This is a genomic window from Clostridium yunnanense, assembly GCF_016595795.1.
Lineage (GTDB): Bacteria > Bacillota > Clostridia > Clostridiales > Clostridiaceae > Clostridium_AR > Clostridium_AR yunnanense.
On the sequence record NZ_JAENHN010000008.1, the window covers coordinates 45,183 to 66,642 of the forward strand.

Below are 21,460 nucleotides of genomic sequence, written 5' to 3' on the forward strand. Positions count from 1 at the left end.
TTTCTTTGACGAATAGTCAAGGAGACCTTTTGTCATTTTATATTGTTTTATAAATGTAAAGTGAGTCTAAATAGTTTACTATCACAGAGTTGATATTAATTTCTATAAGTTCTATATAATAAATCTATACAAGTTTCCATAATAGCAACTACATAAAAATAGTGTAGTCACTTATGATCAGGTATTTAAATAAAATAGCTACATTTTGAATATATCAAAATTTATAGTCATATATTTTATTATAAAAACATATAGGAGGATATTATGGAGAATAAGAAGGAGCTTAAAGTTGAAGAAAGAAAGAGCAACTTAGCACTGGAAAATAGAAAGAAGATTGTTTTGACAGGAGTTGTGGAAGTTCTAAGTTTTGATGAAGAAAAAATATTATTAAATACATGTCTAGGCATGCTTACAGTAAAGGGTGAGGGGCTTAAGATGAATAAGTTAGATGTACAGAATGGAGATGTAGTTATAATAGGGAAAATATCAGCTATGATATATACAGGAGAAGTTAAAAAGGAAAAGGAAAATATCTTCAAGAAGATATTTAAGTAGGTGATATGATGCTGCTTCCATTAAAAATTCAATTTGAGATTGTAATATTTAGCCTTGCAGCTGGAATGTTAACTGGTGTGCTTTTTGACATTTACAGAGCTGTAAGAGGCATTGGAACACCTAAGTTTATTGTTTTTATAGAGGATTTTTTATTCTGGATATTAACTGCAATAATAATATTTACATTTCTTCTCTATGTGAATTACGCTTTCTTAGGGATGTATGTATATCTATTTATAATAATAGGGGCATTTATTTATATCAAGCTATTTAGTAAGAAAGTGCTCAAAACTGAAAAGAAAGCTGAGAGAGTTGTAGGAAAAGGTATTAGAATATTTTTTAAGAACTTATCGTATATATTTAAACTTATATTCTTCAGGAATAGGATTAATAAGTAGTAAGATAAAAAAATAACTTGAATAAAAAATGAATAGTTATTAAAATAGGAGTATAAATGAATTTTTTTGGAAATCGAAGGGGCTTTAGTCATGAAAAAGAAATTTACTCTTAAAAATATAGCTATACTCCTAATTGTATCAATATTTGTATTTAGTTTTATAAGACAAGAAATTACTATGCACAAAATTAGTACGCAGGTAAGTGAAAGGCAATTAGAACTTAATAAAGTGAAGGCAGTTAATGATAGATTAAAAGATGAAGTTAACATGTCAAAAACTGATGCTTATAGCGAGAAGATGGCTAGAGAGAAATTAGGTATGATTAAACCAGGTGAAAAGAAAGTTTTAACAAGTAATGATTCAAGTTCTACAAAATAGGTTATTATAAAAATAACATAGATTTAATTATTCTAATTATTTTAAGGAGGAACATTTTTAACATGACCTTAATGGCAGGAAACATTTTAGAAGGCACAGTGGTTAACATCACAAACTTTGGAGCGTTTGTAGAAGTGGAAGGTAAAACTGGACTTGTACACATTTCGGAGGTAGCAGATTCATTTGTAAAAGATATAAGACAGCACCTAAAAGAGCAAGATAAGGTAAAGGTAAAAGTTATATCAGTAGATGACAATGGAAAGATAAGCCTTTCAATAAAGCAAGCTAATGTTCAAAAGAAATCAGTTAAGCCTGCAGAGATTGACTGGAGCTCAGAAAAGAAGAAGGCTTCTTCAAATAGTTTTGAAGATATAATGTCAAAGTTCCTTAAAGATAGCGAAGAAAAACTTGCTGATGTAAAAAAACATCAAGAGTTCAAGTCAAAGGGAAGAAAAAATTTAGGTTAATATAAAGTATTCAGATAGAAAAAGCCGGATGGAGACATCCGGTTTTTATCATCTATAACTAAGATCTAAACTATTATGGGATAGAGTATCTTTTGTAAAATACACAAACTATTAAAACATATATATAAAAAAATAAAAAAGTGTTGACAGTAAACATATCATACTTTATAATAAAACTTGTCGCTGAGAGGCGGACAGAAAAAAACTCGCTGGAGTGGCGGAACTGGCAGACGCACAGGACTTAAAATCCTGCGATGCTAAAACATCGTACCGGTTCGATTCCGGTCTTCAGCACCATAATATCGCGGGGTGGAGCAGTTGGCAGCTCGTCGGGCTCATAACCCGAAGGTCGTAGGTTCAAGTCCTGCCCCCGCAACCATAACATGGCGGAATAGCTCAGCTGGCTAGAGCATTCGGTTCATACCCGAAGGGTCGTAGGTTCAAGTCCTATTTCCGCTACCATTTTAAATTAAACACAATACTCGCTGGAGTGGCGGAACTGGCAGACGCACAGGACTTAAAATCCTGCGGTGCTAAAACACCGTACCGGTTCGATTCCGGTCTTCAGCACCATAATATCGCGGGGTGGAGCAGTTGGCAGCTCGTCGGGCTCATAACCCGAAGGTCGTAGGTTCAAGTCCTGCCCCCGCAACCATAATATGGCGGAATAGCTCAGCTGGCTAGAGCATTCGGTTCATACCCGAAGGGTCGTAGGTTCAAGTCCTATTTCCGCTACCATTTTGAATTAAATACATCTTGCTGGAGTGGCGGAACTGGCAGACGCACAGGACTTAAAATCCTGCGATGCTAAAACATCGTACCGGTTCGATTCCGGTCTTCAGCACCAAAAGAACTCATAATATATGAGTTCTTTTTTTGTTATATAAAAAATAAAACTTATTCGCCTGTAAGTTTCCCCATATATATTCGCAAAGGCAAATTCGTTAAAAAAGCTCGCTGAAGAAGGTCGCTTCAGCGAGCTTTTTTATATGTATTGAGAAAGGTATAAAATAAAATCGTATAGATATGAAGTGATGTATTTATAAAAGGTCTATTTTCATTAGTGTATTTAATTTTGTTTTTTTGACATAAAAACTAAAGGTGTAATTATATGCATAAAAAATATCCTTATAAATTTCCAAGGACTATTCTACAACGACAAATAAGGAGGTTTTTCTATGAAAATGTATATTTGCAACTTTGTGCGGCTAATTGTAATAGAAATGTGTTTTTACAATAAGTCAGGTAAAAATCAATATAAATAATATAAAGAAATACAGTGATAAATGTCCGAATAAAAATATTTTCAACAAGCATCAAGTGACATATATTTCCAAATGACTTTGCTATAATAAAAATACGCTTTAGAAAAATAGGAGGGTTTACAAATGCAATATGGAGTAGATGTCACTACATATAAAAGAATAAGTGATAGAAAAAAAGATAAGAAAGAACTTAAGATTATAGGATCTCCTTATAGATTACTATTTAATTTTATAGGAGCTTTTTTGATAAGTAGAGTAACGATAAATGCAAATGGAGCGGGTATAGAGGGGTTATCTCCTTTCGGGATAGCTTTCATACTGTCGTTTTTGAATAAAGAAAGTAAGAAGGAAGGAATAATCGCTGCAGTTGGAGTTCTATTGGGATACGCAACTCTTCTAGGTAGCACGCCTAATATTGGTATTTACATTTTGTCGGCAGCCATTATATCTATATTTACTAACCTTCCATTTAAGTTGAAGGAGAAAGTTAGTTTGATAATGAGTTTTTCGATGCTCATGTTGTCGATGATTTTTTATAGAGCTTTTAGTTCTAATATAAGTCTATGGATTAATATAGTGACATCGTTAGTGCAATGTGTTGTAGTTTATCCAATATATTATATTATAAAATATGCACTAACATGCCTAGATGATATAAAAACAAATCACTTTTTTACAAGTGAAGAACTTATATCTATGGCCTTATTATTTTGTCTTATAATTTCAGGTATAGGTAGTGTAGCACTTTTTGGTGTTAGCATAAGAAATGTAGTTGCGTTATTTTTTGTAATAATAATAGCATTTTCTTTAGGCAGTTCAGTGGGAGCGGCAGCAGGTGTTGCAATGGGGATAATAGTAGGTCTTTCTACTAATAATATGATGCTTTATATAAGTGTATACAGTATATGCGGATTAATGGTTGGTATATTTAAAGATACAGGCAAATGGTTTACTATGCTCGCTTATATTGTGGTGTATTTTGTGCTGTCAATGTATTCGAAGAAATTTGATGATTTTAAGGTTATAGAGGCTTTGATAGTAGCAGTATTATTTTGTGTAGTTCCGCTTAAGTTTTATAATAAGTTATCTCTTGAATTAGATAATGAAAGAAAACAGGATACTTTAGGTGATTTGCATTTTTGTAAGATTAAAGAAGAGTTTACTAATAGACTTGTTGATTTTACAGAAATTTTATCAACAATATCAGTTACTCTAAATAATTTGGTTGATAATGATAGGTTGTTGTTGAAAAATAAAAGCAGTGCACTTATAGAAAACTTAGCAGACAGAGTGTGTAGCAGTTGTGATATGAGATATACTTGTTGGAAGAGAGAATTGCATACTACTTACAATTCATTCTCTGAATTGATAAGAAGTAATCAGGATGGGAAATCAAGTTTTCCGTTAGAATTGGATAAAAAGTGTATCAAAAAATATGCTCTAGTAAAGAATACAGAAGAGATAGTAGGTAATTATATTCAAGATGAAATGCTTAAAAGAAGACTTGGAGAGGGAAGAAAGCTTTTAGCAGGTCATATAAACAATATGGCGGTCACAATTGGGGAATTAATAGATGATTTTAGCAAAGATATAGTTATATGCAATGATGTAGAAAGAACTATAAAAAGAGCATTGAATAAAGAAAGCATAAAGTATGATGATATTTTGTGTTATAGCGATAAAAATGGTAGATTAAATATAAAAGTAACTATGGATAGTTGCGGTGGTGGACAAGTGTGTATAAAAGATGTTCTACCAGTAATAAATAAATCTATAGGCAAGACTATGAGTATAGGTGGAGATGGCTGTTCTATAGATCCAAATACTAATAAGTGTTCAGTATATATTGAGGAAACGCCTAAATATCATGTATCATCATATGCGGCAATAGCTTGTAAAGATGGAGAAAAGTACACAGGTGATAGTTATAGTTATGGAAAAACTCAGGATGGTAACTATATGGTTTTAGTTAGCGATGGCATGGGATCTGGGCCTGAGGCTGGTGCAGAGAGTAAAGCAGCTGTCGAACTTATAGAAAAGTTTACACAAGTTGGATTTTCTGAATTAACGGCCATAAATACTGTTAATTCTATAATGTCTATGAAGTTTAGCGAAGATGAAAAATTTGCAACTCTGGATCTTCAAAACATTGATTTATATACAGGAAATGCTAAGTTTATGAAGGTTGGAGCTGTGGAAAGTTTTATCAAGAAAGGTGATAAGGTTGAACTAGTAAAATCAAAAACATTGCCTTTTGGAATACTGGATACAACAGATGTTGATATTGTAGAGAAAAAAGTGTCTAATGGAGATTTGATAGTTACCATAAGTGATGGAATATTATATGGTAAAGATGGCGATGGAAGTTGTCAATGGCTTACTGAATTTTTACGTACAACTAATAATAAGAATCCTAAAGAGCTTTCTCTAGAAATATTAGATAAAGCTAAAGAAATAAGTGGTGCTAAGATAAAAGATGATATGACAGTAGTAGTATCCAAGGTGTTTGCGATATACTAGGTACAAGCGCTTTTTGTAATTTATATGAGTAATAAAATAAATCATTTATGGTCAAAATACAATTTTGATATTAAAACTGTATAAAATGAATACTAACTATGAAACTAATGTTGATTTAGTTTCATAGTCGTTTTTATGTATAAATGGTAAGGGTTTTGGTTGTGATTATCAGTAGAAGTATTAATTAATAATATACGATTTGTTTAAGTTTTAGTGAATTTGTAATAATTTATATTAATAAGAGTTTAATGATATGTTATAATAAGTTATTAAACTTGATTAGGAAGTGTTCTAACTTGAATGATAAAGTTATAAATTTTATAAGAGAACATCATATGATAAAAAATGGAGATAAGGTTTTGGTTGCTTTTTCAGGAGGTCCTGACTCAGTCTGCTTATTGCATGTTTTATACATGATGAGACAGGAACTTAATATTTCTCTTGGAGCGGCACATGTTAATCATTTGCTTAGAGGAGATGATTCCTTTGAAGATGAAAGTTATGTTGAAAAAATGTGCGCTAACTTTGGAATCCCTTGTTTTACAAAAAGAGTAGATATTGAATCTATGGCGAAAGAAAAAGGTATATCGTCTGAAATGGCTGGTAGAGAGGCGAGATACGGATTCTTTAACGAAATAATAAAAAAAGAAGGGTTCAATAAGGTTGCGATAGCTCACAATGCAAATGATCAAGCAGAAACTATATTGATGAGGGTTATGAGGGGAACGGGTATAGATGGATTGGTTGGCATTAGGCCAGTGAGGAATGACGTATATATACGTCCTATACTCTGCATAACCAGAGAAGAGATAGAAAATTATTGCGTAAGTAATAACCTTAATCCTAGAATTGATAGAACTAACTTAGAAAGTATATATTCTAGAAATAAGGTAAGACTTGAAATGATTCCTTTTATAAAAAATAATTTTAATAAAGACATTGTGGAGTCTCTTAATAGGCTTGCTTCATTAGCGAATGTTGATAGTGAGTATATTGATAAAAGTTCTGAAAACATGTATTTTAAGTTTTGCAAAGAGAAAATAGGAACTATAATAATAAATAAAGAGGCTTTTAATATACATGAAGCGTTATTGACAAGGCTTATAAGAAAATCTATATTTTATGTTTCTGGAGCTACATATAATTTTGAAATGAAACATATTTATGATATTATCCTATTACAAAAAGGAAAAACAGGAAAAAGCATAAATCTTCCTAATAATATAGTTGCAGAAAATTCTTATGGAGATATAATTATCTCAATGAGAAAGTTTGAGGGACACAGAAGTATAGAATTTATAATATCTAAACAAGAACTTGATGAAAAGGAAGTAGAAAATCTAAGATTAGATGGGTTAAGTTATGATGCTGTTTTACAGGTGAAACAGAATAATAACAAAATTAACTTGAATAGTAGTGACTTAATCAAATATTTTGATTATGATAAAATAAAACAAAAAATAATTATTAGAAATAGAAAAAATGGTGATAAAATTAAACCTTTAGGTATGACAGGCACTAAAAAGATAAAAGATATATTCATTGATAATAAAGTGCCTAATAATTTAAGAGATGAAATCCCTTTGGTTTGTTTTGATGACCAAATTTCTTGGATTGTAGGTTTAAAGATAAGCGATTTATTTAAAGTTAATAAGAATACAAAAAATATTTTACAAATAAGTTTTATAGAAAGGGAATAGTTAACATGAGAGAAGACATAAAAGAAGTACTGTTTTCTGAAGATACTATCATTAGCAAGGTTAAAGAAATAGCAACAAATTTAAGCGAAGACTATAAGGGAAAAGAATTACTTGTAGTTGGAGTTCTGAAAGGATCTGTGATATTTACTTCTGAACTATTAAAGTATATATCAATACCTTGTGAGTTAGACTTTATAGCTGTATCAAGTTATGGAAATTCTTCACAAACTTCAGGAGTTGTTAGAATTTTAAAAGATTTAGACAATGATGTTGCTGGTAAGGATGTCATAATAGTAGAAGATATAGTTGATACAGGTCTTACTCTAAGCTATTTATTGAAGTACTTTGAGGATAGAAACGCTAACAGTATAGAAATAGTATCTTTACTTAATAAACCAGTAAGAAGAAAAACAGATATTAATGTGAAGTATTATGGGTTTGAAGTTCCAGACGAATTTATAGTTGGTTATGGCATTGATTATGCCGAAAAATATAGAAACTTACCGTTTATAGCTTCTTTAAAAGAGGAAGTATATAATAAGTGATGTAACTATATTGTAATAGAAAAAATCATATGGTAAAATTTTATAGTAACTAGTAAGAGAGGGGGGCCTATCATGAAAAAAGTTTCTAGCTTAACGGCCTGGGTTGTGGTAATGATAATGGTTGTAGTTTCTGCATTTTTTCTAGTGAGAAGTTCAGAAGCAGGAAGTACTATACCATATAGCGATTTTCAACAAAAGTGGATTGGTGACCAAGTTAAGAGTATACAAGTGAAACAGGATAAAATGACTGTTGAGGGTACCTTAACCAATAACAAAACTTTTAATACTGTAGTTCCTGTTGAAACATTAAATATATTACTTGCTAATAATAATAAACCAAATGTAAAAGTTGCGTTTGAACCTCCAACAAATATATCTGTATGGGTACAGATAATACCAACAGTTTTAGTGGTTTTCTTATTTGTAGCATTTTTCTTTATATTTATGCAACAATCTCAAAGTGGAGGCGGAAGCCGAGGTGTAATGAATTTTGGCAAGAGTAGAGCTAAGATGGCTACTCCAGATAAGAAGAAGGTTACATTTAAAGATGTTGCAGGTGCTGATGAAGAAAAGGCTGAACTAGAAGAAATAGTTGACTTTTTAAAGCAACCTAAGAGATATATAGAAATGGGAGCCAGAATTCCAAAGGGTGTTCTTTTAGTTGGACCTCCTGGAACTGGTAAAACTCTTCTTGCAAGAGCAATTGCAGGAGAGGCTGGAGTACCGTTCTTTAGTATATCAGGTTCAGATTTCGTAGAAATGTTCGTTGGAGTAGGTGCTTCAAGAGTAAGAGACTTATTTGAGCAAGCAAAGAAAAATGCGCCATGTATAATATTTATAGACGAAATAGATGCTGTAGGTAGACAAAGAGGTGCTGGACTTGGTGGTGGCCATGATGAAAGAGAACAAACACTTAATCAGTTGCTAGTTGAAATGGATGGTTTTGGAGTTAATGAAGGAATCATTATGATAGCTGCTACTAACAGACCAGATATCTTAGATCCAGCTCTATTAAGACCAGGTAGATTTGACAGACAAATTGTAGTTGGAGCTCCTGATGTTAAAGGTAGAGAAGAGATACTTAAGGTTCATACAAGAAATAAGCCTTTATCTGATGATATAGAGCTTAAAGTTTTAGCAAAGAGAACTCCTGGATTTACAGGAGCTGATATTGAAAACTTAGCTAATGAAGCAGCACTTCTATCAGTAAGAAGAAGTAAGAAGATAATTGGCATGGATGAAATGGAAGAAGCTATAACAAGGGTCATTGCTGGTCCTGAAAAGAAGAGTAGAGTTATCAGTGAACATGATAGAAAACTCACAGCTTACCATGAAGCAGGTCATGCGGTTGTAGCTAAGCTATTACCAAATGCGGATCCAGTTCATCAAATAAGCATAATTCCAAGAGGAATGGCTGGTGGATATACAATGCATTTACCAGCAGAAGATAGAAGTTATACATCTAAGTCTAGATTAAAAGATGAAATGGTAGGGCTTCTTGGTGGTAGAGTAGCAGAGAAATTGATAATGGGTGATATAAGTACTGGAGCCAAAAATGATATTGATAGAGCTAGTAATATTGCTAGAAGCATGGTGATGGAATATGGTATGAGTGATGAAGTAGGTCCTATATCCTTCGGAACCGACCATAATGAAGTTTTCCTTGGAAGAGATATCGGAAGAAGTAGAAACTTCAGTGAAGAAATTGGATCTAAAATTGACAAAGAAATTAAAGGTCTAATAGATGAGGCTTATGGAAAAGCTGAATCATTGCTTACTGAATACGTTGGTAAGTTACATGCAGTGGCTCAAGCTCTTCTAGAAAAGGAAAAGCTTGAAGCTGAAGAGTTTGAAGAAATATTTAACAATGCACAATAATAATAAGGTAGCCGCAGACAATGTGGTTACCTTATTTTATATGAATTGTAGATATTTTTGTGGTAAAAATCAATTAAGAGCACTTATACTTAATTTTTGATTTTAAAACTGGATTTATAAACTAGATGTGGTTGTGCTTATAAAAAGAAGATGAAATAAAATTAAAAAAGTTAATAACACGTATGGTTATAAATAATATTGTGATAATAATATGTATATTAGCGAATCATTCGTAGGGTTTAAATAAAAACATTCGAATTTATATTTATTTTATATTTTAAAATGGTATAATATACATGTTAATAATGCTATGGCAAATAATAATATTATGTTACTAGGGGTACGTATAAATATTCTAGTTGTATAAGTTGTGATTTTTTTATTAATATTAGTTGGTTTGATTGAAAGAAAAAATCATATATTGAAGAACATTAAACTGAAGGAGTGAATTTTATTATGAAAACAGATATAGAAATAGCTCAAGAAGCGAAAATAGAACCAATAATAAAGATAGCAGAAAAGTTAGGGTTAACTGATGATGATATTGAACTTTATGGAAAGTATAAATGTAAAATATCTCTTGATGTTGTTAACAACAAGGAAGAAAATAAATTTGGAAAATTAGTGCTTGTCACTGCTATAAACCCAACCCCAGCAGGGGAAGGTAAATCAACTGTTACTGTAGGACTTGGGCAAGCGTTGAATAAGATAGGGAAAAATGCTGTGATAGCTTTAAGAGAACCTTCATTAGGTCCTGTTTTCGGTATGAAAGGAGGAGCGGCAGGTGGCGGGTACTCACAAGTTGTTCCTATGGAAGATATAAATCTTCATTTTACTGGAGATATGCATGCAATAACTACTGCAAATAACTTGCTGTGTGCTGCTATAGATAATCATATCCATCAAGGTAATTTATTAAAGATAGATTCTAGAAGAATAATTTTCAAAAGAGTAATGGATATGAATGATAGAGCGTTAAGAGATATAGTGATAGGCATGGGAGGCAAAGCAAACGGATTTGTTAGAGAAGATGGATTCATGATAACAGTAGCGTCAGAAATAATGGCTATATTATGTTTGGCGAAAGATTTAAAAGACTTGAAAGAAAGAATGGGTAATATACTCGTAGCTTACAATTTAGAAGGGGCGCCTGTTTATGCAAAAGAGATAGGTATACAAGGTGCTATGGCGTTGCTAATGAAAGATGCTATAAAACCAAATTTAGTTCAAACTTTAGAAAATACACCAGCTATAATACATGGAGGGCCTTTTGCAAACATAGCACATGGGTGTAACTCAATAATTGCAACTAAAACAGCAATGAAATTAGGCGAGTATACTGTAACTGAAGCTGGTTTTGGAGCAGACTTAGGGGCGGAAAAATTCTTTGATATAAAGTGTAGATATGGTAAACTAAAGCCAAATTGTGTAGTTTTAGTAGCAACAATTAGAGCGATAAAACACCATGGCGGAGTTAAGAAAGATAATCTTAATAAAGAAAATATAGAAGCGGTAGAAAAAGGAATTAAAAATTTAGAAAAACAAGTAGAAAATATTAAGAAGTATGGAGTTCCAGTTATAGTTGCAATAAATAAATTTATTTCAGATACAGATGAAGAGATAAGAATTGTAAAAGAGTTTTGTGACTCCATAGATGTTAAGGTATCTCTTACTGAAGTTTGGGAAAAAGGTGGAGAAGGTGGAGTTGACCTTGCTAAAAAAGTGGTTGAAACAATAGAGTTAGAACAATCAAACTTTAGTCCTATTTATGATTCAGAACTTCAAATTAAGGAAAAGATTAATATTATTGCTAAAGAAATATATGGAGCAAAAGGTGTGAATTATACCTCAATTGCTCAAAAGCAAATAAAGGAATTAGAAGATTTTAAATTAGATAGGTTACCTATTTGTATGGCAAAAACTCAATGTTCACTATCTGACAATCCTTCTTTATTAGGTAGACCGGAAGGGTTTGAAATAACTGTAAGAGAAATAAGAGTATCAAATGGAGCTGGATTTATTGTAGCATTGACTGGAGATATAATGACTATGCCTGGATTGCCTAAAGTTCCAGCTGCAAATAAGATGGATATCCTTGAAAATGGAGAAATTGTAGGTTTATTTTAAAAACTAAATTAGAAATTATATTTGAAATCCGCTGATTTAATGTATAAATTCAGCGGACTTTTCAAATAATTAATAAAGAAAATAATGTATATAAAATTTGAGCTAACAAACTTCTGAAAAAAGAATATATTCGAATGCTATGAAAATAATAGTTCGAGAATGATAGAAGATTTTCATAAGGCTACTATAATTTTAGGTCTACAATATGAAAACTTACTTAAAATTAAAGGGATGTAATTCTAAAAATAAATATTATAATCTTAATATTTATGTTTATACTTTGACAGAGAATAAACCATGTGATACAATAGAGTCTCGTAAGAATTAATATGTTATAACATGTTTTTGGGTTTTTTTTCCGATTTACTTCAAGAGTATAAACGAAATTTTGGTCGCCTTGAAAAATCCTCTTAGATATGGAAAGGATTTTTTTAGTTCGACCTTTTTTGGTGCGCAATAAATTATAATACGTAAAATAAATAAAAAATTAGAATAAGTTAAAAGGAGATACTGAATGGAAAAAATGATATTTAATGAGTTAAATTGCTCAGACGAGATAAAAAAGGCTATAGGTGATATGGGGTTCACTGAAGCTACACCAATACAAGCGTTAGCTATACCTGTAGTTATGAGTGGGGCTGATATGGTAGGTCAGGCACAAACTGGTACAGGTAAAACAGCTGCTTTTGGTATACCTACTATAGATAGAATAGATACTTCAAGCAAGGATTTACAAGTGTTAGTTTTATGCCCAACTAGAGAACTTGCTGTTCAAGTTGGTGAAGAATTTGAGAAACTTGCAAAATACAAAAGAGGCTTAAATGTATTAGCAGTTTATGGTGGAGACTCAATGGAAAGGCAGATAAGAGGCCTTAAAAGAGGAAGCCAAATAGTTGTTGGTACGCCTGGAAGAGTTATGGATCATATGAGAAGAGGAACTATAAAGATGAATGCTTTAAAAGTTCTTATATTAGATGAAGCTGATGAAATGCTTAATATGGGATTCAGAGATGATATAGAAGAAATATTATCAACTATAGAACAACCAGTTCAAAAACTTTTATTCTCAGCTACTATGAAAAGATCTATACTAGATATAGTTAAGAAACACTTAAAGAACCCTGAAATGGTGAAGATAGAGAATAAGGAGATTACAACTCCAAACATAGCTCAAATGTATGTTGAAGTTAAAGAACAAGATAAAGTGGAAGTAATGACAAGACTTATTGATATGTACAATCCAAAGCTTTCTTTAATATTCTGTAATACTAAGAGTAAAGTTGATGAAATTGAAGAAAAACTTCTAAACAAAGGGTACAATATCAGCAAGATACACGGAGATATGAAGCAATCTGTAAGAAGTAGTGTTATACAAAGATTTAAGCAAGGAAGCATCAAAATACTTATAGCTACAGATGTTGCTGCTAGAGGTTTAGACATAGATGATGTGGAAATGGTATTTAACTTTGATGTTCCACAACATGAAGAACACTATGTTCATAGAATTGGTAGAACAGGAAGAGCAGGTAGAGAAGGAAGAGCCTTCACTATGGTAACTGGAAGACAGATGAGAGATCTTAGAGACATCATGACCTATACAAAGAAAAAAATGAAGCTTCATAATATACCTACATTAAAGGATGTAAGAAAAGTTAAGATTCAAAAGTTTGTAGATATGCTTCAAGAAGACATGAAGAATGATGAATATAAGAAATATGTAGCTATTGTTGAAAAGATGCTAGAACAAGGCCATGACGCTAAGGATGTAGCAGCTGCATTACTACAAAGAGAACTTAACTTTACTGAAAGAGACGATGTAGATATGAATCCAGCATCATCTAGAGATGAAAGTGCAAGAAGAAGCGGAAGAAATGACAGAAGTGAAAGAGGCGGAAGAGAATTCAGCCAAAGTAGAGAAGAAGGTATGGTTAGAATGTTTGTCAACATCGGAAGAGACAAAAATCTAAAGCCAGAACATCTTGTGAGAGCTATAGCTAGTGAAGTTGGTATACCAGGTAGAAGTATAGGAGCTATAGATATATATGAAAAATACACATTTGTTGAAGTGCCTGAGCAATATTCAAATGATGTAATAGATGTAATGAACAAGGTTAAGATTAACGGAGTAAGAGTTAATGTAGAAGTAGCTCAAAAAAAAGGAACTAAGAAAAGAAGAGACTTCAGCTAAAGATTGATAAAAACTTGACAAATAAAATTTAATTGCTAAAATTATATTGATATTTATACAACACATTTTGAAACTAACCAAATGTGCAGTTAAATAGAATAAAACATCAATGAGCAGCTTCAAAAGCTGCTTTTAATTGTATTAGTTGGAGGATTATTATTATGATCTTATTAGTAGATGTTGGTAATACTAATATAGTTTTGGGAGTTTACGACAATGACAAGTATATGATGAGCTGGAGAATATCAACAGATCCAAAGAAAACGTCTGATGAATATGGCATACAAGTAAGAGCATTATTTTCCCAAAATAACTTAGATATTAAGGACATAGAAGGAATAATAATTTCATCTGTTGTTCCGAATATAATGTATTCATTTGAACATATGGTTAGAAAATGTTTCAATATGGATCCAATAATAGTAGGGCCAGGGATAAAAACAGGTATAAATATAAAGTATGATAATCCGAAAGAAGTCGGTGCAGATAGAATAGTTAATGCTGTTGCTGCGTATGAAATGTATAAGCGAAGCACAATAATTATAGATTTTGGTACTGCGACTACTTTTTGTGCTATATCCAAGAATGGTAACTATCTTGGGGGAAATATAGTTCCAGGAATAAGAATTTCATCTGATGCTCTGTTTGAGAGAGCAGCTAAGCTTCCTAGGGTAGAACTTGAAAAACCAGATACACTAATATGCAAAAATACAGTCACAAGTATGCAAGCTGGTATAATATATGGATATACTGGGCAAGTTGAATATATTATTAAAAAGATGAAAGAGGAAATGAAGGAACTTGGAGAAGATGAACCATTCGTATTAGCTACAGGTGGTTTAGCTAATTTAATTGCTAGAGAAACGGATCAAATAGATAAAGTTAATTCAAAATTGACTTTAGAAGGACTTAAGATAATTTATTATAAGAATAAAGAATAGAAGATGGTATACTCTAATGAATATTGGCAATGTAATTTTAGAAAATAGTGTTTTTTTAGCTCCTATGGCAGGGGTTACTGATATTTCCTTTAGAGGTCTATGCAAGAAAATGGGATGCTCTCTTGTCTACACTGAGATGGTAAGTAGTAAAGCGCTTTATTATGGAAGTGATAATACTGAACAGCTTCTACGAGTTTCTGAGGAAGAAAAGCCAGTAGCTGTACAGATATTTGGTAATGATCCGGAAGTTATGGCTGAAATTACTGAGCGTTATTTTAATAATAATGATGATATTTGTATAGTTGATATTAATATGGGATGTCCTGCCCCAAAGATAGTTAAAAATGGTGAAGGTTCTGCACTTATGAAGAATCCAAGCCTTGCTTATGATATAGTTAAGGCTGTAAAAAGTGTTTCTAATAAACCAGTAACTGTTAAGTTTAGAAAAGGCTTTGATAAAGATGATATTAATGCAGTTTACTTTGCTAAAACAATAGAATCAGCAGGGGCTGATGCTATAGCAGTTCATGGTAGAACTAGAGAACAAATGTATGAAGGTAAGGCTGATTGGGATATAATAAGACAAGTGAAACAATCTGTTAATATACCAGTGATAGGTAATGGAGATATAGTAACTGCAGATGATGCTAAAAATATGATATCAATGACTAACTGTGATGGAATAATGATAGCAAGAGGAAGCATGGGGAATCCGTGGATTTTTAAACAGATTACTGACATGATGAATGGAATAGAGGTTTTGGAACCTACTCCTTCTGAAAAAATTGATATGTGTTTGGAGCATTACGATCTGGCTTTAAAGTATGACGGAGAACGGAAAGCTTTAAGAGAGATGAGAAAACATATTGCTTGGTACATAAAAGGTTTAAAGAACTGCACAGAAATTAAAAATATTATTAATACAGAAGATGATGTAAATTCTGTTATAAGAATATTGAGGGAATATAAAATAAATTTAATTAATGAATTTTGATACAGCATTTTATGATAAATTAATGAATAAATATATGGTATAACAATATACTAAAAAGACAATAATGAGAAAAGTCATAAATTTTAAATTAGTACATGAGACTTGCTATTTTTCTGCACCATATGTTTTATGTATGGTCATTAAAATAGCAAGTCTTAAATAATAAGTTGCAATAAAAGATTTATAATGACAACTTAATCTATAAAACGTTTGCAAAAAAACTTGTTAAATTATTTATTAGCTTTCTTTAGATTTTAATATTTATTTAATAACGATATTGACATTAGCTAATATAGGTTTTATAATATGAAAAATAATTGACAGTTTAAGGAAGGCAGCATATAACAAATTTATATGAAATTTTGTTAAAATATGATATATTATAATAGTATGACTGTTGAAGGGGAGAAAAAAATGAGCGAAGTTAAGAAGTATATGATGACTTATGAAGGAGTCAAAAAGCTAGAGGATGAACTAGAATTTTTAAAAACAGTTAAAAGAAAAGAAATAACTGAAAAGATAAAAGTTGCATTAGGTTATGGAGATTTAAGTGAAAACTCAGAGTATGACGAAGCTAAAAATGAACAAGCTTTTACAGAAGGCAGAATAATACAACTTGAAAATATGTTAAAAAATGCAGTTGTTGTAGATGAATCAGAAATATCAACAGATACAGTTACAATAGGGTCTATTGTTAAAGTAAAAGATTATGACTTCGATGAAGAGGTTGAATATATAATTGTTGGTTCAGCTGAAGCAGATCCAATGGAAAGTAAAATTTCAAACGAATCACCTGTAGGAAGTGCTTTAATGGGCAAAAAAGTAGGCGATATAGTAGAAGCAGTTGTTCCATCAGGTGTGAGCAAGTTTGAAGTATTAGGAATAAGAAGAGATTAACGGAGGGATTTTTAATGTCAAATGAGGAAATGAGTATAAACCAGTTAGAGGCTCAATTTAATGAGCAAGAAAGATTAAGAAGACAGAAACTCTTAGATCTACAAGAAGCAGGTAAGGACCCATTTGATGTTTATAAAGTTGAAAGAAGTCATTCATCAGTTGAAGTGAAAGACAATTTTGAGACATTAGAAGGAAAAATTGTTAAAGTAGCCGGAAGACTTATGTCTAAAAGAGGTCAAGGTAAGGTTATATTTTCAGATATTCATGATAGAGATGGTAAGCTTCAACTATTTATAAAGATTGATGAGGTTGGAGAAGAAGCTCTAAAAGAATACAAAACACACGATCTTGGGGATTGGATATGGGCAGAAGGTGAAGTGTTTAAAACAAAAGCTGGAGAAGTTTCAGTTAAGGTTTCAACATTTAAATTAATTTGCAAATCATTAAAACCATTACCAGAAAAGTGGCATGGATTAAAAGATCCAGATTTAAGATATAGACAAAGAGAAGTAGATGTTATAACAAATCCAGAAGTAAAGGATACTTTTATTAAGAGAACAAAGATTATAAAGGAAATTAGAAATTTCTTAGATAATAGAGGATTCTTAGAAATAGAAACTCCTATACTTTCACCTATAGCAGGCGGAGCAGCTGCAAGACCTTTCATAACACATCATAATGCTTTAGATATTGATATGTATTTAAGAATAGCTACTGAGCTTTACTTAAAGAGATGTATAGTTGCAGGTTTTGAAAAAGTATATGATATGGGTAAAAACTTTAGAAATGAAGGAATAGATGTAAGACATAATCCTGAATTTACTATGATTGAACTTTATGAAGCATACTCAGATTATAACGATATGATGGAAATCACTGAAAACTTAATCTCTACTGTATGTGAAAAAATTCATGGTACAACTAAAGTAACATATCAAGGAACTGAAATAGACTTTAAAGCACCATGGAGAAGAATTACTATGGTTGATGCTGTTAAAGAATATGCAGGTGTAGATTTCAATAATATTGCAAGTGATGAAGAAGCTCAAGCAATTGCAAAAGAAAAGCATCTTGAGTTTAAAAAAGATATGAAGAATGTAACAAAAGGCGAAGTGTTAAATATGTTATTTGAAGAATATGCAGAAGAGCATATGATGCAACCAACATTTATTACTGATTATCCAGTTGAAATCTCTCCTTTAACAAAGAAGAAGAGAGGAAATGAAGCCTTTACAGAAAGATTTGAAGGTTTTGTATATGGAAGAGAAATATGTAACGCATACTCTGAACTTAATGATCCAATAGTTCAAAGACAAAGATTTGAACAACAAGCTAAGGAAAGAGAGCTTGGAGATGACGAAGCATATGTAATTGATGAAGAATTTATGAGTGCACTTGAGACTGGTATGCCTCCTACAGGTGGATTAGGTATAGGAATCGATAGAATAATAATGTTCTTAACAGATTCTGCGTCTATAAGAGATGTACTTTTATTCCCAACAATGAAACCACTATAAGAATAAAAATAACCTTGCTTAAGTTTTATTTAAGCAAGGTTTTATTTATTCTTTGGTAATTTGTAATTTCATAAAAATATGGCTTTTTGATACTTTCTTGAGCTCATAAAATATAAGTTTAAAAAGTGCAAAAAAAAAAAATAAAAAAGTACTTGCAAAGTTTTTATAAGATGCTATAATATTATTTGTAATGACGTTCCGCGATAGCTCAATGGTGGAGCACTCGGCTGTTAACCGATAGGTTGGAGGTTCGAGCCCTCTTCGCGGAGCCATTTTTATTTTGTACATTAACCTCATGCTATGCATGAGGTTTTATTATTTTATTGTAACAATATAAGGACTGAGCTAGGAATCTCATAAGAATTGAATTATGAAAACTTAAGTTGGAATTTTATATAAAATCTTTATTTCAATATGCATCATGAAGGGTTTTTATATTTTTCTTGACAATAAGAAATTCTTTGATAAAATACTAATTATAAATGAATATAGCATAATGATAAAGAAGAGTAATTTTTATAACTTTTTAGAGAGATGGTGTTTGGTGTGAACCATTAAGTTGTATTGATGAAGGGCGCTTTTGAATGCTTAGATGTTAAAGCAGGGCATTTGCCAAGAAGGGTGGAACCGCGGAATTTTTCGTCCCTTTATGGTAAGGGCTTTTTTTATTTGTCTAAATTAATTTTATTATATACAGTAATGTAAATATAATGAAAATGAGTATTAAATTATGGGATATTAAGCAATACTATTAATATGTAAACTTATGGAATTTATATAATAGATTAAATGAACAATAAGTTAAAAATTAATTATAAATGGAGGTATTAAAATGGCAGTTGAAAAAACTATGGATAAGTTAGTAGCATTATGTAAAAATAGAGGATTTATATTTCCAGGGTCAGATATTTATGGTGGATTAGCTAACTCATGGGATTATGGTCCATTAGGAGTAGAATTTAAAAATAATGTGAAAAAGGCTTGGTGGAAGAAGTTTGTACAGGAAAGTCCGTATAATGTAGGTGTTGATTGCGCTATACTTATGAATAGAGAAGTATGGGTTGCATCAGGACACGTTGGTGGATTTTCAGATCCACTTATGGATTGTAAAGAATGCAAGACAAGATTTAGAGCTGATAAGATAATTGAAGATCATATGACAGCACAAGGTGCCGAGGTTGCTTCAGCTGATGGCTGGTCCAACGAACAATTAAAAGATTATATAGAACAACATCAAATAGAATGTCCTAAGTGTGGAAAGAAAAACTTCACTGATATAAGAAAGTTTAATTTAATGTTTAAAACATTCCAAGGTGTAACTGAAGATGCAAAAGCTGAGATATACCTTAGACCAGAGACTGCTCAAGGTATATTCGTAAACTTTAAAGCAGTTCAAAGAAGTTCAAGAAAAAAGGTTCCATTTGGAATTGCACAAATAGGAAAGTCTTTTAGAAATGAAATTACACCAGGTAACTTTACTTTCAGAACAAGAGAATTTGAACAAATGGAGCTTGAATTCTTCTGTAAACCAGGAACTGATATGGAATGGTTTAATTTCTGGAGAGACTACTGTTGGAATTTCTTATTAAACTTAGGTATGACTAAAGAAAATATAAGAATGAGAGATCATGAACAAGAAGAATTATCATTCTATTCAAATGCTACATCAGATATAGAGTACTTATTCCCATTTGGATGGGGAGAACTTTGGGGAATAGCAGACAGAACTGACTATGACTTAACAAAACATCAAGAACATTCAGGACAGGATATGAGTTACTTAGATCCTACTACTAATGAAAAGTATGTTCCATATTGTATCGAACCATCACTAGGAGCAGATAGAGTTGCGCTTGCATTCTTAGCAGATGCATACGAAGAACAAGAACTAGAAGATGGAGATATTAGAAATGTATTACACCTACACCCAGCATTAGCTCCATACAAAGCTGCAATATTACCATTATCTAAGAAGCTTTCAGAAAAAGCTGATGAAGTATACTCACAATTAAGAAAGAAATTTAATGTTGAATATGATGAAGCTGGAAGTATAGGTAAGAGATATAGAAGACAAGATGAAATAGGAACTCCTTTCTGTATAACTGTAGATTTTGATACATTAGAAGATAATGCAGTAACAGTAAGAGATAGAGATACTATGGAACAAGTTAGAATTAAGATAGAAGAATTAGATAATTATATAGCAGCAAAATTAGAATTTTAAATCACATAAAATAAAAAGGTTTTTAATTTAAAAAGGCGAATCAGTTTTGTATAAAGCTGATTTGCTTTTTTTTGTTATCCAGGAATAAGTCATAAAATCAAAGTATTTCCAGGGCATAATGTAAAAGAGCTTGCTTCACATATTTGAAGATTTAATTGTATACTTTCTGTAAGGCAGGTGTGTAAAAAAGCTGCTTCAGTGAGTTTTTATTATAAATACAAAGCTGATTGTATTATGAAAATAAACTTATATTGACAGAAAAAGCTAATTTAGAACGTATAGTATTATGAGGGGTGAGAGGAAAGAAAATGAGTAATGAAGATATTATAAAAGGTATATTTGAAAGAAAAGAATTAGCATTGAATCAGCTTATAACTTGTTTTGGTAAAATAATATATAACTCAGTAGCTTCTATTCTCAATTATAGCAATGAAATTAACTATATAGATGAATGTGTAGATGACATATTGATGATTGTTTGGAATAATATCGAATGCTTTGATATTGAGAAAGGGAATTTTAAGGGATGGATAACAGCTATCTCAAGGCATAAGGCTTTGGATTATAAAAGAAAGCTTTCAAGGGATAGAAACAATATAATGCTTGAAGATGTTCAAATTAATTCTAATGAAGACTTAGAAAATGATTTTATTGAAAAAGAAAGTAAAAGTGAAATAGAGAATATGTTTAACTCCTTAGCTCATAGAGATAGAGAAATATTTAAGCGAAGATATGTAAAAGAAGAAAGTGTTGACATAATAGCTAAGGAACTAAATATGACAACTGTAACTATATATAATAGATTGAGCAGAGGACGAAAAAAATTAAGGAACATATTTTTTAGAGAATCTTTGGAGGATTATTAA

16 protein-coding genes, 8 tRNA genes and 1 other annotated feature are annotated in these 21,460 nt (G+C 31.4%); all 24 genes read left to right on the top strand.

Going from position 1 to position 21,460, the window contains the following annotated elements; translation table 11 throughout:
- Window positions 1-264: 264 nt before the first annotated feature.
- Window positions 265-555: a sporulation protein YabP gene (yabP, locus tag JHL18_RS02890; RefSeq protein WP_200266140.1), complete on the top strand. Its 291-nt coding sequence runs from the start codon at window positions 265-267 to the stop codon at window positions 553-555.
- A 5-nt stretch (window positions 556-560) separates the two neighbouring features.
- On the top strand, window positions 561-953 hold the full coding sequence (gene yabQ / locus JHL18_RS02895) for a spore cortex biosynthesis protein YabQ (RefSeq protein WP_338025437.1): 393 nt from the start codon (window positions 561-563) through the stop codon (window positions 951-953).
- A gap of 90 nt (window positions 954-1,043) precedes the next feature.
- Complete coding sequence (locus JHL18_RS02900) at window positions 1,044-1,331, top strand: FtsB family cell division protein (RefSeq protein ID WP_200266141.1); 288 nt, start codon at window positions 1,044-1,046, stop codon at window positions 1,329-1,331.
- A 62-nt stretch (window positions 1,332-1,393) separates the two neighbouring features.
- A complete protein-coding gene (locus JHL18_RS02905) occupies window positions 1,394-1,798 on the top strand; it encodes a S1 domain-containing RNA-binding protein (protein WP_183279279.1) in 405 nt (134 codons plus the stop codon).
- Between the two features lie 208 nt (window positions 1,799-2,006).
- Window positions 2,007-2,095, top strand: a tRNA-Leu gene (locus JHL18_RS02910).
- Window positions 2,096-2,101: 6 nt separating this feature from the next.
- Window positions 2,102-2,177 (top strand) — tRNA-Met (locus tag JHL18_RS02915).
- A 6-nt stretch (window positions 2,178-2,183) separates the two neighbouring features.
- Window positions 2,184-2,260: transfer RNA gene (locus JHL18_RS02920), tRNA-Met, on the top strand.
- Between the two features lie 22 nt (window positions 2,261-2,282).
- Window positions 2,283-2,371, top strand: a tRNA-Leu gene (locus JHL18_RS02925).
- Between the two features lie 6 nt (window positions 2,372-2,377).
- Window positions 2,378-2,453, top strand: a tRNA-Met gene (locus tag JHL18_RS02930).
- 6 nt (window positions 2,454-2,459) lie between these two features.
- A tRNA-Met gene (locus JHL18_RS02935) sits at window positions 2,460-2,536 on the top strand.
- 20 nt (window positions 2,537-2,556) lie between these two features.
- Window positions 2,557-2,645 (top strand) — tRNA-Leu (locus JHL18_RS02940).
- A 541-nt stretch (window positions 2,646-3,186) separates the two neighbouring features.
- Window positions 3,187-5,583 (top strand): stage II sporulation protein E, encoded by a 2,397-nt coding sequence (spoIIE, locus tag JHL18_RS02945; RefSeq protein ID WP_200266142.1) that lies wholly within the window; start codon window positions 3,187-3,189, stop codon window positions 5,581-5,583.
- Between the two features lie 296 nt (window positions 5,584-5,879).
- Entirely contained in the window at window positions 5,880-7,283 is a 1,404-nt protein-coding gene (gene tilS, locus JHL18_RS02950) for a tRNA lysidine(34) synthetase TilS (protein ID WP_200266143.1), read from the top strand.
- Window positions 7,284-7,288: 5 nt separating this feature from the next.
- Window positions 7,289-7,828, top strand: a complete 540-nt coding sequence (gene hpt, locus JHL18_RS02955; protein WP_200266144.1) for a hypoxanthine phosphoribosyltransferase — start codon at window positions 7,289-7,291, stop codon at window positions 7,826-7,828.
- Between the two features lie 72 nt (window positions 7,829-7,900).
- Entirely contained in the window at window positions 7,901-9,706 is a 1,806-nt protein-coding gene (gene ftsH, locus JHL18_RS02960) for an ATP-dependent zinc metalloprotease FtsH (RefSeq protein ID WP_200266145.1), read from the top strand.
- 456 nt (window positions 9,707-10,162) lie between these two features.
- Entirely contained in the window at window positions 10,163-11,833 is a 1,671-nt protein-coding gene (locus JHL18_RS02965) for a formate--tetrahydrofolate ligase (RefSeq protein ID WP_200266146.1), read from the top strand.
- Window positions 11,834-12,347: 514 nt separating this feature from the next.
- A complete protein-coding gene (locus JHL18_RS02970) occupies window positions 12,348-14,021 on the top strand; it encodes a DEAD/DEAH box helicase (protein WP_200266147.1) in 1,674 nt (557 codons plus the stop codon).
- A 161-nt stretch (window positions 14,022-14,182) separates the two neighbouring features.
- On the top strand, window positions 14,183-14,962 hold the full coding sequence (locus JHL18_RS02975) for a type III pantothenate kinase (protein ID WP_200266148.1): 780 nt from the start codon (window positions 14,183-14,185) through the stop codon (window positions 14,960-14,962).
- A gap of 16 nt (window positions 14,963-14,978) precedes the next feature.
- The gene (gene dusB, locus JHL18_RS02980) at window positions 14,979-15,956 is read left to right on the top strand and encodes a tRNA dihydrouridine synthase DusB (RefSeq protein ID WP_200266149.1); all 978 of its coding nucleotides are present in this window, start codon (window positions 14,979-14,981) and stop codon (window positions 15,954-15,956) included.
- 414 nt (window positions 15,957-16,370) lie between these two features.
- The gene (gene greA / locus JHL18_RS02985; RefSeq protein ID WP_200266150.1) at window positions 16,371-16,853 is read left to right on the top strand and encodes a transcription elongation factor GreA; all 483 of its coding nucleotides are present in this window, start codon (window positions 16,371-16,373) and stop codon (window positions 16,851-16,853) included.
- A gap of 14 nt (window positions 16,854-16,867) precedes the next feature.
- On the top strand, window positions 16,868-18,370 hold the full coding sequence (lysS, locus tag JHL18_RS02990) for a lysine--tRNA ligase (RefSeq protein WP_200266151.1): 1,503 nt from the start codon (window positions 16,868-16,870) through the stop codon (window positions 18,368-18,370).
- A 197-nt stretch (window positions 18,371-18,567) separates the two neighbouring features.
- Window positions 18,568-18,642 (top strand) — tRNA-Asn (locus JHL18_RS02995).
- Between the two features lie 215 nt (window positions 18,643-18,857).
- Window positions 18,858-19,020 (top strand) — a binding site (T-box leader).
- A gap of 182 nt (window positions 19,021-19,202) precedes the next feature.
- A complete protein-coding gene (locus JHL18_RS03000; protein ID WP_200266152.1) occupies window positions 19,203-20,594 on the top strand; it encodes a glycine--tRNA ligase in 1,392 nt (463 codons plus the stop codon).
- Between the two features lie 308 nt (window positions 20,595-20,902).
- A complete protein-coding gene (locus JHL18_RS03005; RefSeq protein WP_200266153.1) occupies window positions 20,903-21,460 on the top strand; it encodes a sigma-70 family RNA polymerase sigma factor in 558 nt (185 codons plus the stop codon).

What these genes read in the sequence shown, in the direction of transcription:
- hpt (WP_200266144.1), top strand. Translation starts at nt 7,289, where the DNA reads ATGAGAGAAGACATAAAAGAAGTACTGTTTTCTGAAGATACTATCATT.
- JHL18_RS03000 (WP_200266152.1), top strand. Translation starts at nt 19,203, where the DNA reads ATGGCAGTTGAAAAAACTATGGATAAGTTAGTAGCATTATGTAAAAAT.
- JHL18_RS02975 (WP_200266148.1), top strand. Translation starts at nt 14,183, where the DNA reads ATGATCTTATTAGTAGATGTTGGTAATACTAATATAGTTTTGGGAGTT.
- JHL18_RS02900 (WP_200266141.1), top strand. Translation starts at nt 1,044, where the DNA reads ATGAAAAAGAAATTTACTCTTAAAAATATAGCTATACTCCTAATTGTA.
- JHL18_RS02970 (WP_200266147.1), top strand. Translation starts at nt 12,348, where the DNA reads ATGGAAAAAATGATATTTAATGAGTTAAATTGCTCAGACGAGATAAAA.
- spoIIE (WP_200266142.1), top strand. Translation starts at nt 3,187, where the DNA reads ATGCAATATGGAGTAGATGTCACTACATATAAAAGAATAAGTGATAGA.
- lysS (WP_200266151.1), top strand. Translation starts at nt 16,868, where the DNA reads ATGTCAAATGAGGAAATGAGTATAAACCAGTTAGAGGCTCAATTTAAT.
- dusB (WP_200266149.1), top strand. Translation starts at nt 14,979, where the DNA reads ATGAATATTGGCAATGTAATTTTAGAAAATAGTGTTTTTTTAGCTCCT.
- yabQ (WP_338025437.1), top strand. Translation starts at nt 561, where the DNA reads ATGATGCTGCTTCCATTAAAAATTCAATTTGAGATTGTAATATTTAGC.
- ftsH (WP_200266145.1), top strand. Translation starts at nt 7,901, where the DNA reads ATGAAAAAAGTTTCTAGCTTAACGGCCTGGGTTGTGGTAATGATAATG.
- JHL18_RS03005 (WP_200266153.1), top strand. Translation starts at nt 20,903, where the DNA reads ATGAGTAATGAAGATATTATAAAAGGTATATTTGAAAGAAAAGAATTA.
- greA (WP_200266150.1), top strand. Translation starts at nt 16,371, where the DNA reads ATGAGCGAAGTTAAGAAGTATATGATGACTTATGAAGGAGTCAAAAAG.
- yabP (WP_200266140.1), top strand. Translation starts at nt 265, where the DNA reads ATGGAGAATAAGAAGGAGCTTAAAGTTGAAGAAAGAAAGAGCAACTTA.
- JHL18_RS02965 (WP_200266146.1), top strand. Translation starts at nt 10,163, where the DNA reads ATGAAAACAGATATAGAAATAGCTCAAGAAGCGAAAATAGAACCAATA.
- JHL18_RS02905 (WP_183279279.1), top strand. Translation starts at nt 1,394, where the DNA reads ATGACCTTAATGGCAGGAAACATTTTAGAAGGCACAGTGGTTAACATC.